This is a genomic window from Flavobacterium anhuiense (assembly GCF_900101855.1).
GTDB lineage: Bacteria > Bacteroidota > Bacteroidia > Flavobacteriales > Flavobacteriaceae > Flavobacterium > Flavobacterium anhuiense.
The window spans coordinates 318,864-336,585 of the sequence record NZ_FMVC01000006.1 but is presented as its reverse complement, the minus strand read 5'-3'; the positions used below and the strand labels follow the sequence as shown (position 1 = coordinate 336,585).

Genomic DNA, 17,722 nt, shown 5'->3' with positions numbered 1-17,722 from the left:
AGAGTTTTTTTTATAAAAAAAACCTAAAAGGAATTGAAAACAATCCAATTGGATTAATTTTGTGCAGTAAAAATTCGTTAACGCGAATTTATTGTAACAAAAAATGTAATGCTAAAACTCAAGCAAGCATAACCAAGCAAAAAAATAACACCCAAAAATAAATGAGTAATTTTAAAAAAATAGTTCCTTTTATATACCCATATAAAAAATACGCTTTCTTAAATATTTTCTTTAATGTACTGTATGCGCTTTTCAGTACACTTACTTTTATGTCATTAATTCCAATGTTGCAGGTTTTATTTGGCAAAGGTGAGAAGATTACCAAAATGCCATCTTTTGAAGGAATTACTCATATAAAAGAGTATGGAGAAAATTATGTCAACTATTATATCACCACACATAATGACCCGAACAATCCTGGCTTTATACTTTCAATAATGGTAGGGGTAATTATTTCGATTTTTTTATTAAAAAATTTGGCCGATTACCTGGCAATGTTTTTCATTAACTTCTTAAGAAATGGTGTTTTGAGAGACATGCGAAATGCACTTTACAAAAAAACACTGGAACTGCCTCTATCTTTTTTTTCTGAAAAAAGAAAAGGAGATGTAATTTCAAGAATATCTGGTGATGTAAATGAGGTACAAACTTCTTTTTTAGCAATTCTGGAGCTTATCGTAAAAGAACCTTTGACAATTCTATTTACAATAATAGCAATGTTGATTATCAGTGCAAAGCTAACATTATTCGTTTTTATCTTTATTCCTGTTTCTGGATACATTATTTCTCTAATTGGAAAACAGCTTAAAAAACAATCTACAAAAGCACAGGAAGAACAAGGGACTTTCTTGTCAACAATTGAAGAAACTATCGGCGGTCTAAAAGTAGTAAAGGGATATAATGCTGAAAATTATTTTAATAAGATCTTCACAGGCTCTACTGAACGCTTTTTCTCTTTATCAAACAGCATTGGCAATCGTCAGAATCTCGCATCTCCTGCTAGTGAGTTTATGGGAATTACCGTTATTGCCATATTACTTTGGTACGGAGGTCAAATGGTTTTAATTGATAAAACTCTAGAAGGCGCTTCGTTTATTGCTTACATGGGTTTGGCTTATAATATTCTTACTCCTGCAAAAGCAATTTCTAAAGCGTCATACGGAGTAAAAAGAGGAAATGCAGCTGCAGAACGTGTTCTTGAAATTTTAGAGCAGGAAAATCCAATTACAAGTAAAGCTGATGCAATTGAAAAAACAACGTTTGACAACAACATCACCGTTCAGAATATCAACTTTAAATATGAAAATGAAAATGTTTTAAAAGACTTTTCTCTTGAAATTAAAAAAGGGCAAACTGTTGCACTTGTCGGTCAGTCCGGAAGCGGAAAAAGTACAATCGCAAACCTTCTTACTCGTTTTTATGATGTAAACGAAGGTTCTATTTCTATAGACGGAATCAACATTAAAGACATGAATCTGCATTCACTTCGCAGTTTAATGGGATTGGTAACGCAAGACAGCATTTTGTTTAATGATACGATAAAAGCCAATATTTCTTTAGGAAAATTAGACGCTACTGATGATGAAATTATCGAAGCTCTAAAAATCGCAAATGCTTATGAGTTCGTTAAAGATCTTCCAAAAGGCATTTACACCAATATTGGAGACAGCGGAAACAAACTTTCAGGAGGTCAAAAACAACGTTTGTCTATTGCTCGTGCTGTATTAAAAAACCCACCGATTATGATTTTGGACGAAGCAACATCTGCATTGGATACAGAAAGCGAAAAATTTGTTCAGGTTGCACTAGAAAACATGATGCAAAACAGAACATCGATCGTAATTGCACACCGTCTTTCTACAATTCAAAAAGCAGATGTGATAGTGGTAATGCAAAAAGGAAAAATCGTTGAACAAGGAACTCACGATGAATTAATTTCAAAAAATGGAACTTACAATAAGCTGGTAACAATGCAGTCTTTCGAATCATAAGACTTTCACATAACAAATAATCTAACACAGATTAAGGAAATATTAAAACTCAGTTTAATTTCTTTAATCTGTGTTTATTTTTATAACTTTAGGATAGTTAAAGATTGAAATTTAATTCTTTCAGAAAATGTATCTTAACAACCCCAACATAAAACTTCCCGACGATCCCGATACTATTGTTTGGAAATATCTAGACCTATCCAAATTTCTTGATTTATTGCTTTCGAAGAAACTTTTTATGTCACGTTCAGACAAGTTTGAAGATCAATACGAGGGAACTTTCAGCGAACCCACTTACGAAGAGATTAAAAAACTTGCCGCAGATAATCCCGAATTCTTAAATTACTACAAAACGCATCGCGAAAAAGTAGCGATTAGCAGCTGGCATATCAACGAATATGAATCTTTTGCCATGTGGCAGATTTTCACCAAAAACAACGAAGGTTTAGCTATTCAGTCTACGATTAGAAGACTGCAGAAAGCTGTGAGACCAGAAAACAATTATGATCAGTTTATTGGCGAAGTAAACTACATTGACTATAAAAAAGAATATATTCCGTTTGATGATTTATTCTTTCCATTCTTATTTAAAAGAAAAAGCTTTCAATACGAACGAGAAGTCCGAATTCTGAGTGACACTTCTAAAAGCGACATCAAATTAAACGACGGATTAAAAATCAATGTCGACATTAACCAATTGATCGAAAAAATATACATTCACCCAAAATCTGAAAACTGGTATAAAAAACTGGTAATAGAATTGGTAGAACGCTTAGGTTTTGGTTTCGAAATTGAAAAATCGGATTTGGAGAGTGATATATTAATTTGAAGTTTCTAAGATACTGAGACGCTATGATTCTAAGTTTTTTTTCTTGCCACAGATTAAAAGAATTTGAAAAGATTAAATATATTAGTCTAATTTATTTTTCTTTGAGTTTTTCTAAATACCTATTTCTAAGATACAAATTTTGATCTTCAATGATGATTTGTCTTCCTTTTTTATAATAATAAACAGAATCAGATTTAGACTTTTTCACCACAGAATCACCAATCTCTATTTTATCATATAGTTCACTACTCACTTGCCATCTAATTCCTGAATTCAAAAATAAATAATGAGGAAAACGATATCCCTCTCCACCTTCTATTTCCTTTTCATAAACTACTCCTGAAAAACTATATTCATTAGCTTCTTTATATTCCTTTTCTATATATCCCATTGAATTACCCACGAAATATGCTCCAATAACAGTAAGAATGAATATGGGCATAAAAACATAAGTCAAAACAGTACTAAATTCCTTCTCCTGTTCTTTTAATTCATCTTCAGAATACATTTTAAAATTTTAAAAAGTTATATCGGCTTATAACTCTTCACCTCCCATTTTTTAGAAGCCAAATCTATATAATTATAGTGAAGAACATCATTTTTATCAAACTGGCCGTTTTGGTTGGTATCTTCGATAGTTCTAAAATACAAACGGTTTTTAGATTCAATTAAGCTCCAATCTACCAGTTCTTGAAGGTCAGCAGAAACTTTCGTAAAATTTTCTCCGCTGATGTCACTTAAATATAAAGTTTTAATATCACTAGTATCTATTTTACCATCTTTATTGGTATCTGAATCTGTCAGGGTGTAAACCATCACATTATTATGAGTTCTATCTGCAACCGTTTTCAAATACGTAGCTGTTAAAATCAAAACCGGTTTATCTGATAATGGTCGGATAGAATCTGAATCTACTTTTTGGAATTTTAAATTCTGAAGGTATCCTGTAATTTCATATTCGCCTAAATTAGAAATTGTAAAACTCACATCATTTACACTCGAAGAACCATATCTAGCTTTAGATCCTCTTTCAAAAACCCTTAAATCTCCAACTGGATGAATTAAATAACTTGTTCCTTCCATTTGAATTGGCAAATCGGCGATTTCAATTTGAGTTGTATCGGCTTTAGTAACACTTACTTTGTTTGAAGCGCCATAACTTACTTTTGGTTTTTGAACTTCCTCTCGACAGCTGATTACTGTTCCGACAAGTATTAGCGCGATATATTTAAAATACTTTTTCATCTACAATGATTATATACGATTATCAAATATACTATTTTTGATTGTAATTTTTGTTTTTATTGAATTTTACTAGCGCAAAGATGTTTAGTAGAACAATTCCTAGATAACCTAGAAAAATAAGCCAGCTCTTTTTATACAAAGAAAGATGATAAGCCCGTTCTCTTTCCTTATCTTCTTTTAACCAGAAATCTTTATTGGCTTCATAATAACCACAAGTTATTACACGATAATTATTTTTATTTGGTTTTGGTTTTGGGCTTGTTAATACATAAATATCATTCCCAAACAAAGCCCAAGTTGGCACTTTTTCTTCTGCTACCAAATTAATTACATTAACAAAAGTATCATAATCTGTTTTTGACCCAAAATGAATTTTAGCGCCATTTATAGTGTCATACTTTTTGACTATATCTCGAACAAAAAATCTTAATTCTTTTATTTTGTCAAGTTCTTTTAATTTTACATCATTAAAATTAAACCTTTTATACTTTCTTAAATCTGCGATTTTATATTTTTCAAATTCTTCTTTATCAGGAACCATTAAATTTAAGGATCCATAAACCATAAAAGCATCAACTTTAAAAAAATGATAAAAACAAAACAGCGGTATTAAGACTAAAGAAATCATTCCTGGAACGTAAAAAATCTTTTTTCTCTTTTCACGTTTTTCTATCATAACCTCGCATTTATCTTAACGTTAAAAACCCTCGAAGTCATATAATTTGGAATCGCATATTGATTTTTTGAATACACGTCACGAACCCAAGTATTGGTAATAGCATTTTGATTATTGAAAAGATTGAAAATTTCCAGTCCAACAGCCAATTCTTTAAAGTTTTTCAGCCAGCCTTTTTTTGCATTCTGCGTACTAGCGTCTACAAAAACCTTTGCAAAACCAATATCAGCTCTTCTGTAATCATTCAATCGGTTTTGATATAAATACGGATCAGAATATGCTGGCGCACCTCCAGGCAAACCTGTATTATAAACCAAATTCAAATACACTTTCACGCTTGGAATATTCGGCATATAATCCTGAAACAGCATCGCAAATTTCAAACGCTGATCTGTCGGACGGGCAATATACCCTTTGTTTTCATAATTCTCCTCCGTTTTCATATATCCGAAACTTACCCAAGATTCTGTTCCTGGAACAAATTCTCCATTTAATCTAAAATCAAGACCTTGTGCATACGCTTTTGCATTGTTATTGGCAACATAACGAATTCGGACATTGTCAATTGAATACACATTTACATCAGAAAGCGATTTATAATACAGTTCGGTCACCCATTTAAAAGGACGATTCCACATTCTAAAATTATAATCATTTCCTAAAACTATATGAATTGCTTCTTGAGCTTTCACATTCGGATTCACAACACCATTTAAATCTCGTAATTCTCTGTAAAACGGCGGCTGATGATACAATCCGCCCGAAATTCTAAAAACCATATCGCGATCCCAATCTGGCTTTATGGCAAATTGCGCACGCGGACTTACCACAAACTGTGTTTTTCCTTCTTCTAAAGCTCCCGCAACATTCCAACCTTGAAAACGCGCTCCCAAATGATACCAAATCTGACTTGAGCCTAATTCCGACTGCTTATTCCATTGTGCATAACCGGAAAATCTATTTATAGTATTAAAATTGGTTGCTCGAATATTTTGATATGGCAAAAGCGGTCCTGTGTAAGGCGTATACGGCTGATTATTTTTTGGAAGAATAACCAAAGGCGGATTTATAGAAAATCCAGCCGAATCAATAACTTCCCACTCCACTACTCGATCACGAATAGATTCTCTAGTATATTTTAAACCAAATTCCAACTGGCTTTCTTTCCAATCTTTAGTTCCTTTCAGTTCAATATTTGCAATTAAAGCATCGAGATCATTTCGAGCGTGGTTTAATTGAGAACCAATTCCGCGTGTAAAATCAACTGCAGATGTGTTTTCTGGATCTTCAGCATTTACATTGCCTAAACGATATTGCGCCAAAATATCAAAATGTTCTTTTTCTGTGGTATGAAATAAAGATCCAATTAATTTTAGCGTAAGCGTAGGCGATGCTTTATAAGTCGTTTTTAAAGCTCCAAAATAGGTATCGTATTGATCTTTTTCTTGTCCGTCATAATAAACCGCAAGCGCCATTGGCTGATCTCCCGTTCCAAAATTAGTTTGGCGCACCAAAGGTTCATACGAATATTTGTTCTGAGAAATATTTCCTAAAAAGCTCATTTGCCATTTTTCAGAAATATCATAATTCACATTGGTTTGAATATCTGCAAAAGTCGGTTTATAATTCGTCTCTGTATCTTGACTATTCACCAAAAGACTATTATTTCTATAACGAACTCCTGTTACAGCAGACCATTTTTTATTCTTCGAAACCAGATCGACCGCAGCGCTTCCGCCTAAAAAACTGGCTTCAAAAGCAGCGCCAAACTGAGTCGGCTTTCGATACGTAATATCTAAAACAGAAGATAACTTATCTCCGAACTTCGCTTGAAATCCTCCTGCTGAAAACTCGACATTTTGAACTAGATCTGTATTCGTAAAACTCAATCCTTCCTGCTGTCCTGAACGAATTAAAAACGGACGATATACCTCTACTTCATTTACATAAACTAGATTTTCGTCATAATTTCCGCCACGAACCATATATTGCGAGCTTAATTCGTTATTTGAATTAACGCCAGGAAGTGTTTTGAGAATATTTTCGATTCCTGAATTTGCACCCGGAATCTTTTTTATGGTTTCAGTATCAACAGAAGTTATTCCTTGAACTCGTTTTCTGTTTCCAGAAGAAACAAAAACTTCTCCCATCTGTTCTTCAGAATTACTCATAATCGGATTAAAAACAAAAACTTCATTTGTTTTCAAATTCACCGTCAAACTCATCATTTTTAAAGAAACGTGAGTAAAAATCAAAGAGACTTTCTTGTTTGATGGAATTACAATTTCATAAAAACCATTTGAATCAGACTGCACTGTAATATCTTGTGAGGAAACATTTACCTCCGCAACAGGATGTTTTTCATTATCTAAAATAAGCCCTTTGATACGAGCGTTTTGAGCTAATGCAATGCAGCTGAAAAAGAAAAAAAGAAAAACGAATGTAAACCTGTTATGACTCAAAGATTTTGGGTTTTATTTTTGTTGACTTCTAAAAAAACGAGTTTCAAAGATAGTAGTATTTCCTACATTATCAACAACTTCAACTTTTAATACGTTTTCACCTTCTGCTAAATATTGATCATCAAAAGTATGCGTAATTCTTCTCGCTTTATTTTCGTATTCAAACAAAACCCAACTTCCATTCAAATATCCGTTATAAGATTTTATTCCTGATAAAGAATCGCTTATCGTTAAATCAATTTTCTTTTGATCGCTAATCCATTTTCCTTCAATTGGTTTTGCAATTTTAATCACTGGAGCAATCGTATCCAGAACCAAACCGTAAGTGCCCAATATTTTTGCTTTCGCAGTAAAAACATCCTCTTTTCTGATCGTTCCATTATAGCTTGTTCCCTTTCCGATATAAAGTTTATCACGCAAAGATTCTGGATAAGTATCGTCTTTTATGGTGATGGTAAAATTAGAATGCACTGGAACGGTATCGTCATGAATAAAAATTTTATTATTTCTCACATCAAAATTCATATTGAAGTCATCATAAAAAGTTCCAGCCGGAAAGAAAACCGACATATTATCTTTCTCAAAATTGGCATCTCTATTATACTTGATAAAATACTGCCCATTAACTGGCTCCGCTTCCACAAGAGGTGTTGTGGCATCAAACTCAATTGGGACTGTAACCGAATTCATATTTCCAAAATAATCCGAAACTTCAATTTTATAATTTGAAGTTAGATTAGGTTCAGCTTTTACAATACCGCGAAGAGAATCTGTTTTGATAATGCTTAAAGCAAAAGGCGTTTTCATGAAAAGCTTCTGCACGCGTTGCCCCGATTTTTTATATCTAGAATAATCAATCAAAGCATTGATATAACGCATTTCATCAAAGGAATACGTATTAAACTGATAATTATAATTCTGATTTCCGTTTAAAAAAGTCGAAACATTAAAAACTCCATTTTTATTATGCGACACATCATCGGTATCAACGGCATTAATTCCGAAACCAATTTTTCCGTTTGCTTTAATTTTAGATGCTAAATAAGTCCCGTCTTTCTGAAGTGCCATACTTACCAGCAATGGCTGTTTTGACTGATTTACCGTTGCATTATCCAAAGGATAAACATACAAACTAGACAAAGTTGGCTTCTTGGTGTCTTTTAAATTTTGGTCAAAGCCAAAGAAAATCGGATTGATAACAAACTCTGTTTTTGTATCTCTGATTTCAAAATGAAGATGCGGTCCTTCTGATGAACCCGTATTCCCCGAAAGTCCAATTATATCTCCTTTTTTTACAGGAAGCTCGTCTGGCTTTGGAAACATTTCAATCTCATAGGCTTTTTCTTTGTAATGCGTTTTTTTTACATAATCTAAAATTGCCCCAGTTGGCGTTTGCAAATGTCCGTAAACAGAAGTATATCCATTTGGATGTGTAATGTAAATGCATTTTCCGTTTCCAAAAGTCGAAATTTTAATTCTCGAAACATAGCCATCTGCGATCGCATGTACAGTCAAACCTTCTCTCTGGTTGGTTTTTAAATCAAAACCCGCATGAAAGTGATTAGGTCTTAATTCTCCAAAATTGCCAGAAAGCTGCATTGGAATATCTAATGGGGGACGGAAATAATCTTTAGGATATTGTGTTTGAGCAAACACAGAATTACAAATTAAAAGGGCAAGTACATATAATCTCATAAACAACATTTTTGCTAAGATAAGCAAAAATAAGCCAATAAAAGCAAGAAAAAAGCTTCAAAAACCCAATTGATTGAATTACAATATATTTATCTAAAATAATGCAAAAAAATCGATAAAAAATTGCATTAATAAAAAGGAATATTAACTTTGTAGGATTAAGTAATGAATAGGATGTATAATGAGTGTAATTGCAGAAATAATTGATACTCTTGAATATAAAGTTGAAAAGCTTTTTGAGAAATCAAAAGCCTTTGAACAAAACAATCAAGTATTACGATTAGAACTAGCCAAAGCTGCGCAAATTATCCAGAAACAATCTGAGGAAATGGAAGCTTTGAAGAAGCAAAATGAAACACTTAAGATAGCCAATTCGTTGCTCGGCAGCGACAATAACAAGAGAGAGACAAAGCTTAAAATAAATTCATTAATTCGCGAAATCGATTACTGCATAGCGCAACTATCAGATTAATAACATGGACGGAAAGCTTAGAATTAAAATATCAATTGCCGACCGCGTTTACCCACTTACGGTTGAACCCGCTCAAGAAGAAGGACTAAGAAGTGCTTCTAAAAAAATTGATGCCATGATTAAGCAATTCGAAGAAAATTATGCGGTACGTGACAAACAAGATGTTCTAGCTATGTGTGCATTGCAATTTGCATCACAGGTAGAACAAAAACAGATTGATAATGCAATCGATGGAGAAGAGACTATCGAAAGAATTAAAAGATTAAATACGCTTTTAGATCAATATCTCGAAAATTAAACGTTCTTTACAGAAACTAAGATACTGCCTACATTAGTTCACATTTGGTAAACTCAACACTAACAATTTAGAATGAGCAAATCGTCGCTACTATAGTATGCCCTCCTTTTGGCTGGGAAACTTGAACAGTGAGTTAGCTCAAAACTTGTCTTTACGAGTTTATACAAGCAATTAATGTAGGCTTTTTTTATATATAAACCCTAACAAACATGGACATCATAACGATCATTATTGGTATTGTAGGTATTGCGGCAGGATTTGCAATAGCTAAAATTATCGAGAAAAGTAATATTTCAAACCTAATTAAAAACGCTAAAAAAGAAGCGGCCTCCATCTTAAAAGACGCTAATTTAGAAGCCGAAAATATCAAAAAAGATAAAATTCTTCAAGCCAAAGAGCGTTTTATCGAACTAAAATCAGAACACGAACAAGTTATTTTAGCGCGCGATAAAAAAGTTGCTGAAGTAGAAAAACGCGTTCGCGATAAAGAATCTCAAGTTTCTAATGAACTTTCTAAAGCTAAAAAAATAAACGAAGATTTTGAAGCTAAAACAGCTGAATACAACAATAAAATTGAGCTTTTAGACAAAAAACAAGCTGAAGTTGACAAACTTCATAAAAGCCAGCTACAGCAATTAGAAGTAATCTCTGGTCTTTCTGCTGAAGAAGCAAAAGAACAATTGGTAGAAGGATTAAAAGCAGAAGCTAAAACAAAAGCAATGTCTCATATTCAAGAAACTATTGAAGAGGCAAAATTGACTGCGCAGCAAGAAGCTAAAAAAATCATCATTAATACGATCCAAAGAGTTGGAACGGAAGAAGCGGTTGAAAACTGTGTATCTGTTTTCAATATCGAATCTGATGATGTTAAAGGTAGAATTATTGGACGTGAAGGGCGTAACATTAGAGCACTTGAAGCCGCAACTGGTGTGGAAATCATTGTTGACGATACGCCAGAAGCAATTATTCTTTCTTGTTTTGATCCTGTTCGTAGAGAAATTGCTCGTTTATCTTTACACAAATTAGTAACTGACGGACGTATTCACCCAGCAAGAATCGAAGAAGTTGTGGCTAAAACTGCCAAACAAATCGATGACGAAATTATCGAAGTTGGAAAACGTACTGTTATCGACTTAGGAATTCACGGTTTACACCCAGAATTAATTAAAGTTGTAGGTAGAATGAAATATCGTTCTTCTTACGGACAAAACTTATTACAGCACTCAAGAGAGGTTTCTAAACTTTGCGGTATAATGGCTGCAGAATTAGGACTAAACGTAAAACTGGCAAAAAGAGCAGGTTTATTACACGATATCGGAAAAGTGCCTGATACAGAGAGTGATTTGCCACACGCACTTTTAGGTATGCAGTGGGCTGAGAAATACGGAGAGAAAGAAGAAGTATGCAACGCGATTGGAGCTCACCACGATGAGATCGAAATGAAGTCTTTATTATCTCCAATTATTCAGGTTTGTGATGCTATTTCTGGAGCTAGACCAGGCGCTAGACGTCAGGTTCTTGACTCTTACATCCAGCGTTTGAAAGATCTTGAAGACGTGGCATACGGATTCAGTGGAGTTAAAAATGCTTATGCGATCCAAGCTGGTAGAGAGCTTCGTGTAATTGTAGAAAGCGAAAAAGTTTCTGATGACAACGCAGCAAACTTATCTTTCGAAATTTCACAAAAAATTCAAACCGAAATGACTTATCCTGGACAGGTAAAAGTTACAGTTATTAGAGAAACTAGAGCTGTAAACATTGCTAAATAATCTTGGAAATAATATATAGAAAAAATAAAGGCTGTCAATTGACAGCCTTTATTTTTATTTAGCTCTTTGCAAGCTTACATATCATTAAAAACGATTTTAAAGCTTGTCCCAACCCCTACTTCACTTTCTACTTCAACAGTTCCTTTCATTGCTTCAATTTGATTTCTTGTAATGTATAATCCAATACCTCGCGCTTCTTCATGTTTATGAAAGGTTTTATACATACCAAACAGCAAATCACCATAGACTTTCAAATCGATTCCGAGACCATTATCTGTTATTTTAAGGGATTTAAAACCTTCAGGCTCAATAGCAAAATCAAAAGTAATTACAGGATCACGATCTGGATGCGCATATTTAATTGCGTTTGTTGTAAAATTCAACAAAACGCTTTCCATGTAAGCCGGATTAAAATTTACCGTCAAATACTTCGGTACGTTATTGATGATCGTAACTTTTCGTTCTTTATGATACCCTTTAATCGTTGAAATAGTTTTCTCGATATATTCACAAAGTTTTAGTGGCACTACCGCAATATTAATATTACTCTGCGTTTTTACAATTTGGGTAAGATTCGAAATAGTTTCATTCAGATCATTAGAAACGGTGCGTAAATATTCCAGCATTTCTGTTACGGTCTGTTTACTAACATCTGCATCAATAAGATCTAAAATCGATTTTATATTTCCAGCCTGTGTATTTAGATTATGAGAAACAATATGCGAGAAGTTCAATAAACGGCTATTTTGATCACTATACAGTTTCATGGTTTTCATAAGCTCCAGCTCTTTTTCTTTCTGAGCCGAGACATCAGTATGCGTTCCAATTACTCGCAAAGGCCTTCCGTTTTCATCGCGTTCAATTACTTTTCCGCGGTCTAAAATCCATTTGTAATTACCGCTGGAAGTCATTACACGATGATAATTTTCATAAAACGGAATCTTATTATCAAAGTGTTCATGAATATCCGAATAATATTTTGGAAGATCATCTGGATGCACAATTTTATCCCATCGTTCTGGATCATCAAAAATATCAGTCGATTCTAATTCTAAAATTTTAAGAGACAGAGAAGAGTAAAAAACCCTATTGGTGACCATATCCCAATCCCAAATTCCAGCAGTAGAAGCATCTAAGGCAAATTGAAAACGCTCTTCCGAAATCCTTAGCTTCTCTTCTTTATCTTTCAACTCGGTAATATCCGAAACATGACCATAGAAAATCACATTTCCATTTGCCGCAGATTCTGTTTTTGCAGAAATTTTAAACCAGCGAATTCCTTTTTTAGGAAGAGTAGCTCTAAACTCTATTTCCCAAGGTTTTATTTCCTTTCTGGCTTTGACTAAAGACTGAAAAAAAAGTTCGCGATCCTGCGGTAAAATTCGATCGTAAACTATAAGCTTTATATCATTATTAAAATCTGCAGCAGAAAGTTCAAATATTTCGTCTGCCGATTTGCTTACAAGGGGAAACGAGTAATCATTATCAGCATCAATAACAAACTGAAAAAGCAAGTCCGGCATTTCGGCCAACAATTTTCTATAAAAATTATTTACCTCTAAGCAATCTTCGTTTCCATATAAATCAAAAACCATATGTTACTCTTTTATGTAAATAAGATATTCAAACTTATTCCGAAAAGCAAAAAACAAAACTCACTTGTCAACGTCTTTACTTAATCAAAACAATATTTTAACACAATATATGGATTTTCACAACAAAAACATAGGCTATTATGAAAATAATTACTTTCTAGGATGAAAGCTATGCATTACTTCCTTTAAAAAACTGCGATCCAAATGCACATAGATTTCAGTTGTTGTAATAGATTCGTGACCCAGCATCAATTGAATTGATCTCAAGTCGGCGCCGTTTTCAAGCAAATGAGTCGCAAAAGAATGTCTCAGGGTATGCGGACTAATACTTTTTTTAAGTCCCATTTTCTGAGCAAGATCTTTGATAATAGTAAAAACCATGGCACGCGTTAACTGATTCCCACGTCTGTTTAAGAACAAAGTGTCTTCGGCACCTTTTTTTATATTGAGATTTGAACGGACTGCATTTTTGTAAATATCAATATACTTTTGAGTTAGAGGACCAATTGGAACAAATCTTTCTTTATTTCCTTTACCCGTGATTTTAATAAAACCTTCATCAAAAAAAAGATCTGAAATTTTAAGCGTAATCAATTCAGAAACACGTAATCCGCAACCATACAAAGTTTCGAGCATTGCGCGGTTTCTCTCGCCTTCATTGGTGCTTAAATCGATTGTTTCGATCAGCGCATCAATTTCCTGAAGCGATAAAGTATCAGGCAATTTTCGGCCTGTTTTTGGCGCCTCAATTAATTCTAAAGGATTGTCATTTCTATAATCTTCAAAAACCAGATAATTAAAAAAACTTTTAAGCCCAGAAATAATCCTCGCCTGTGATCTCGGATTTACTTCTTTAGCTACTGTATAAATAAACTGCTGTAATGTTTCATCAGAAATTTTTATTGGTGAAACATCAATTTGATTGGTTTCTAAAAAAAGACACAAACGTTCAATGTCAAAACCATAATTTTCGATCGTATTTTTAGACAAGCCTCTCTCTATCCTCAAATACGACTGATAATCTTTTATATATCTGCTCCAATTCATACTCACAAAGTAAGTGATTTTTTGGCATAAAAAAACCTTCCTTTTAGGGAAGGTTTTTTGGAATACATTACAATAATGCATTAAAATTTATATCCTAAAGAAATCTGGAAATTACTGTTTTTTGTACTGTCATAATAATCACTAAAATCTTCGTAATTGCGGTCAAATATTCCAGAAAGACCAATTGCATAACGTAAGCCAACAGAAAAATTATCTGTAAAATTATAACCTGCACCAAAATTAAATCCGTAATCTGCAGTTTTGTAAGCATCTTTAATATCTCTATCTTCATTTTTAGCAGAAACTAAGAATCCAATCTGCGGACCTGCTTCAACGGTAAATTGTTTCGTAACATAAAATTTAGCCAAAACAGGTACATTAATGTAATCCAACTTATAAGACCCGCTTTGATTACCACCAATCATATTGTATCTAGCACCTTGAGTAGAAAACAAAAGCTCTGGCTGAATGGCTAAATTTTCGATAATTTTAATTTCAGCAAAACCTCCAACATGAAAACCAGCTTTAATATTGGTGTCAAAATCTCCAGTAAAATTGGTAAGATTAAGACCTCCTTTTATTCCAAATCTTGTTTCTTGGGCATTTGAGAATGCAAAAGCCATAATCGCAATGGCCGATAAAATAAGTTTTTTCATTTTTAATTTGGTTTGGGTTAAAATAGAGATTCAAATATAAATATATACTTATTAAAAAGCCTTCATTCCCTCAATAAAACATTCGTTTATAAAAAAACCTTCCTTTTTAGGGAAGGTTTTTTGGAATGCATTCCAATAATGCATTAAAATTTATATCCTAAAGAAATCTGGAAATTACCATTTTTCGCACTGTCATAATAATCATCCGAATTATCAATATCTCTATCAGAAATAGGAGACAAACCGATAGTGTAACGAAGACCTACAAAGAAATTTTCAGTAAAATCATAGCCAGCTCCTAAATTAAAGCCTAAATCTGTTGATCTTGTATAATCTTTGAAATCTTCTCCATCTGATTTAGCTGATAATAAAATACCCAGTTGTGGACCAGCTTCTACGCTAAACTTCTTGTCAACAATGTAATACTTTGCTAATACAGGAATGTTTAAATAATTTAATTTTAAGTCTGCGTCAGATCCAAAAGGTCCGTCAAATTTAGCACCTTGAGCAGAGAACAATAGCTCTGGTTGAATATAAAACTTTTCAACTACGTGAATTTCAGCTAAGCCTCCAACGTGAAATCCTACTAATGATTTAGTATTGTCTACGTCTCCTCCAACAATACTTGAAATATTAAGACCTCCTTTTACTCCAAATCTTGTTGACTGAGCATTTGTGAATGCAAAAGCCATAATTGCAATGGCAGATAAGATAATTTTTTTCATTCTAATTTGTTTTGGGTTAAATTAATCGAGTCAAATATAAAAATATTCTTCATAATTCTACATTAGGAATTTAACAAATAAAATAGTAACTATTACGCTAATTGTTAATTTTAGATTAACTCAAGTTAAAATTAGAATTCTCCAGCAACAAAAAAGCCTTCCCTAAAATTAAGGAAGGCCTTTTAAAATTAACTAACTGTTTCTTTAACTTAGAATTTATAAACAACTCCGAAGCTTACATCTCTTAAGTCTGTTCCAAAACCAAAAGAATTAGTTTTTTCAGCTCCATGTCCTCCATTGTTGTTTACGCTGTATCCTAAACCAAGCCAAGTTGCTTCGATTGCAAAATGGTTAGATAAGAAATAACTCAAACCTAAACCAAGGTTAGCTCCAATCTCATTTGATTTAAAATCTCCTGGCTTGTGTTTGTAATTTGTAAAATCTAGACCCGCTTGTCCGTAGATTGAAAATTGTGAAGCAGGTGTAAAATAGTATCTACCAAAAGCCCCAGCAGTAAATGAATTTGTTTTATCATCCCCTACTTTATCTGAACCAAATCCTAATTTTGCTCCAATCGCAATATTTTCAGTAACAAAATAACCTACTTTTGGCTCAATTGTGAAACCGCTACTTTTAGCATCACCTGTTTTTTCTGAACTCACATTCAATGCTCCAGAAATAAATGTATCTCCTTTTGCGAATCCTCCCGTTTGTGCATTAGCAAATGTAAAGCCTAATACTGCAATAGCAGCCAAAATAATTTTTTTCATGATTTTTAAAATATTATTTGATTAATATTCGACAAAACTAAGATTAGACTTACAAAAAATACTCCGCAATAAGTTTAAAAAGTATTAAAATAAGACAAAAATGAAATCGATATAGACTAATTGAAAATCAAAGCATTGAAAGGAGAAATGCCATTCTTGAAACAAGAAAAAGCAATTTGAGTGGGAATTTTAGTAATTATTTAATCCAAATTATAATGCAATAAAATGCTAAATATGTAGTTTTGAACTTTAAATAACATTTTAAAATACCAATTTTTAAAAACCTTTTTATGAAGAAAATAATTTTAGCAGCTGTAATGTTCATTGCAACATCAGCGGCAGTACAAGCACAATTACTAAAAATCGGGGTAAAAGCAGGGGTTAACTTTGCTAGTCAAACTGGAGACTTTCCAGACCAAATTAATAAAGATGGAATTACTAGTTACCATGCTGGTTTGGTAGCTGAAGTAAAATTACTAGACAAATTCTCTATTCAGCCAGAGCTTTTATACTCTACTGTTGGTGCATCTTATAAATTTAGTGAAGTAAGTGAAGATGTAAAAAATGAACTAGGATATATTTCTATACCAGTAATGGCTAAATTCTATTTAAATAATACTTTCAGCTTAGAAGTTGGTCCGCAGGCTTCTTTCTTAGTTAGTGAAAGAAATGATTTTGATGTTAAGAATGGTGAAACTTTTGAATTTGGTCTTAACGCAGGATTAGGAGTTAAACTTACTGAAAGCATCTTTTTACAAGGTCGTTACGGTTTAGGTTTAACAGAGGCATCTAAAAATGCAGATATTAAAAACTCAGTATTCCAGATTTCAGCTGGATTCATGTTCTAAAAGAATATCACATACTTTTATAAAAACCGCTCTATTTATTAGTGCGGTTTTTTTATTTTTACAAAGTTGCAATGACAATTGCAAAATCAATTGCAATATCAATATCTCAAAATAAAAAAACTTATGAAAATCTGCATTATCAACGGACCAAATTTGAATCTTTTAGGAAAGCGCGAACCAGAAGTTTACGGAAGCCAAACTTTTGAAGATTATTTTGAAACGTTGAAACAAAAATTCCCAAACATTGAACTTTCTTACTACCAAAGCAATATTGAAGGCGAATTGATTGGTAAAATTCAAGAAGTTGGTTTTTCATTTGATGGCATTATTCTGAATGCTGGAGCGTACACACACACTTCCATCGGTTTGGGCGATGCTATGAAAGCCGTTACCACGCCAGTCATTGAGGTCCATATTTCGAATACTTATGCGCGCGAAAGCTTTAGACATCAATCGTATTTATCCGGAAATGCAAAAGGTGTTATTCTAGGCTTCGGACTAAAAAGTTACGAATTGGCTATTCAATCTTTTTTGTAATGTAATTATCATTCTGAGGGAATTTCGACTTCTCGCAGAATGATACAGTCTCATCAATTTAACAAATTATTAATAAGCTCAGATTTAACTTATTATATTTTTGTAAG

General features: G+C 33.0%; 17 protein-coding genes. 7 read left to right on the top strand and 10 right to left on the bottom strand.

Annotated features, from left to right (window positions below; all coding sequences use genetic code 11):
• The first annotated feature begins 161 nt into the window (after positions 1 to 161).
• Together BLP44_RS17490 and BLP44_RS17485 are read left to right on the top strand one after the other, a co-directional pair.
• On the top strand, positions 162 to 1,991 hold the full coding sequence (locus BLP44_RS17490) for an ABC transporter ATP-binding protein (protein ID WP_091134792.1): 1,830 nt from the start codon (positions 162 to 164) through the stop codon (positions 1,989 to 1,991).
• 127 nt (positions 1,992 to 2,118) lie between these two features.
• A complete protein-coding gene (locus BLP44_RS17485; RefSeq protein ID WP_091134790.1) occupies positions 2,119 to 2,820 on the top strand; it encodes a hypothetical protein in 702 nt (233 codons plus the stop codon).
• A 91-nt stretch (positions 2,821 to 2,911) separates the two neighbouring features.
• Here BLP44_RS17485 and BLP44_RS17480 read toward each other — a convergent pair whose 3' ends face one another.
• From BLP44_RS17480 to BLP44_RS17460, 5 genes are read right to left on the bottom strand one after another with little or no spacing between them, the layout of a single operon-like run.
• Entirely contained in the window at positions 2,912 to 3,328 is a 417-nt protein-coding gene (locus BLP44_RS17480; protein WP_008464810.1) for a hypothetical protein, read from the bottom strand.
• Positions 3,329 to 3,345: 17 nt separating this feature from the next.
• A complete protein-coding gene (locus BLP44_RS17475; RefSeq protein WP_066033694.1) occupies positions 3,346 to 4,065 on the bottom strand; it encodes a CREC-EF hand family protein in 720 nt (239 codons plus the stop codon).
• A gap of 31 nt (positions 4,066 to 4,096) precedes the next feature.
• The gene (locus tag BLP44_RS17470) at positions 4,097 to 4,741 is read right to left on the bottom strand and encodes a hypothetical protein (protein WP_066033693.1); all 645 of its coding nucleotides are present in this window, start codon (positions 4,739 to 4,741) and stop codon (positions 4,097 to 4,099) included.
• Positions 4,738 to 7,203 (bottom strand): TonB-dependent receptor plug domain-containing protein, encoded by a 2,466-nt coding sequence (locus BLP44_RS17465; protein ID WP_091134787.1) that lies wholly within the window; start codon positions 7,201 to 7,203, stop codon positions 4,738 to 4,740. Before BLP44_RS17465 ends, BLP44_RS17470 begins: the two co-directional genes overlap by 4 nt.
• Positions 7,204 to 7,215: 12 nt before the next feature.
• The gene (locus BLP44_RS17460) at positions 7,216 to 8,898 is read right to left on the bottom strand and encodes a M23 family metallopeptidase (RefSeq protein ID WP_091134786.1); all 1,683 of its coding nucleotides are present in this window, start codon (positions 8,896 to 8,898) and stop codon (positions 7,216 to 7,218) included.
• Between the two features lie 181 nt (positions 8,899 to 9,079).
• On the opposite strand from BLP44_RS17460, the gene BLP44_RS17455 reads away from it, so the two are divergent.
• From BLP44_RS17455 to rny, 3 genes are all read left to right on the top strand, one after another.
• The gene (locus tag BLP44_RS17455) at positions 9,080 to 9,370 is read left to right on the top strand and encodes a hypothetical protein (protein ID WP_008464802.1); all 291 of its coding nucleotides are present in this window, start codon (positions 9,080 to 9,082) and stop codon (positions 9,368 to 9,370) included.
• A gap of 4 nt (positions 9,371 to 9,374) precedes the next feature.
• Positions 9,375 to 9,668 (top strand): cell division protein ZapA, encoded by a 294-nt coding sequence (locus tag BLP44_RS17450; RefSeq protein WP_008464801.1) that lies wholly within the window; start codon positions 9,375 to 9,377, stop codon positions 9,666 to 9,668.
• Between the two features lie 209 nt (positions 9,669 to 9,877).
• Positions 9,878 to 11,437, top strand: a complete 1,560-nt coding sequence (gene rny, locus BLP44_RS17445) for a ribonuclease Y (protein ID WP_008464800.1) — start codon at positions 9,878 to 9,880, stop codon at positions 11,435 to 11,437.
• Between the two features lie 74 nt (positions 11,438 to 11,511).
• Here rny and BLP44_RS17440 read toward each other — a convergent pair whose 3' ends face one another.
• From BLP44_RS17440 to BLP44_RS17420, 5 genes are all read right to left on the bottom strand, one after another.
• Positions 11,512 to 13,032, bottom strand: a complete 1,521-nt coding sequence (locus BLP44_RS17440; protein WP_091134784.1) for a sensor histidine kinase — start codon at positions 13,030 to 13,032, stop codon at positions 11,512 to 11,514.
• A gap of 150 nt (positions 13,033 to 13,182) precedes the next feature.
• Positions 13,183 to 14,079: a site-specific tyrosine recombinase XerD gene (gene xerD / locus BLP44_RS17435; RefSeq protein WP_066033689.1), complete on the bottom strand. Its 897-nt coding sequence runs from the start codon at positions 14,077 to 14,079 to the stop codon at positions 13,183 to 13,185.
• A gap of 80 nt (positions 14,080 to 14,159) precedes the next feature.
• A complete protein-coding gene (locus tag BLP44_RS17430; protein ID WP_091134782.1) occupies positions 14,160 to 14,735 on the bottom strand; it encodes a porin family protein in 576 nt (191 codons plus the stop codon).
• Positions 14,736 to 14,878: 143 nt separating this feature from the next.
• Complete coding sequence (locus BLP44_RS17425) at positions 14,879 to 15,460, bottom strand: porin family protein (RefSeq protein ID WP_091134781.1); 582 nt, start codon at positions 15,458 to 15,460, stop codon at positions 14,879 to 14,881.
• A 209-nt stretch (positions 15,461 to 15,669) separates the two neighbouring features.
• Entirely contained in the window at positions 15,670 to 16,230 is a 561-nt protein-coding gene (locus tag BLP44_RS17420) for an outer membrane beta-barrel protein (RefSeq protein WP_066033687.1), read from the bottom strand.
• Positions 16,231 to 16,520: 290 nt separating this feature from the next.
• On the opposite strand from BLP44_RS17420, the gene BLP44_RS17415 reads away from it, so the two are divergent.
• Entirely contained in the window at positions 16,521 to 17,078 is a 558-nt protein-coding gene (locus tag BLP44_RS17415; RefSeq protein ID WP_091134779.1) for a porin family protein, read from the top strand.
• Positions 17,079 to 17,201: 123 nt separating this feature from the next.
• The gene (aroQ, locus tag BLP44_RS17410; protein ID WP_066035150.1) at positions 17,202 to 17,615 is read left to right on the top strand and encodes a type II 3-dehydroquinate dehydratase; all 414 of its coding nucleotides are present in this window, start codon (positions 17,202 to 17,204) and stop codon (positions 17,613 to 17,615) included.
• The last annotated feature ends 107 nt before the right edge of the window (positions 17,616 to 17,722 follow it).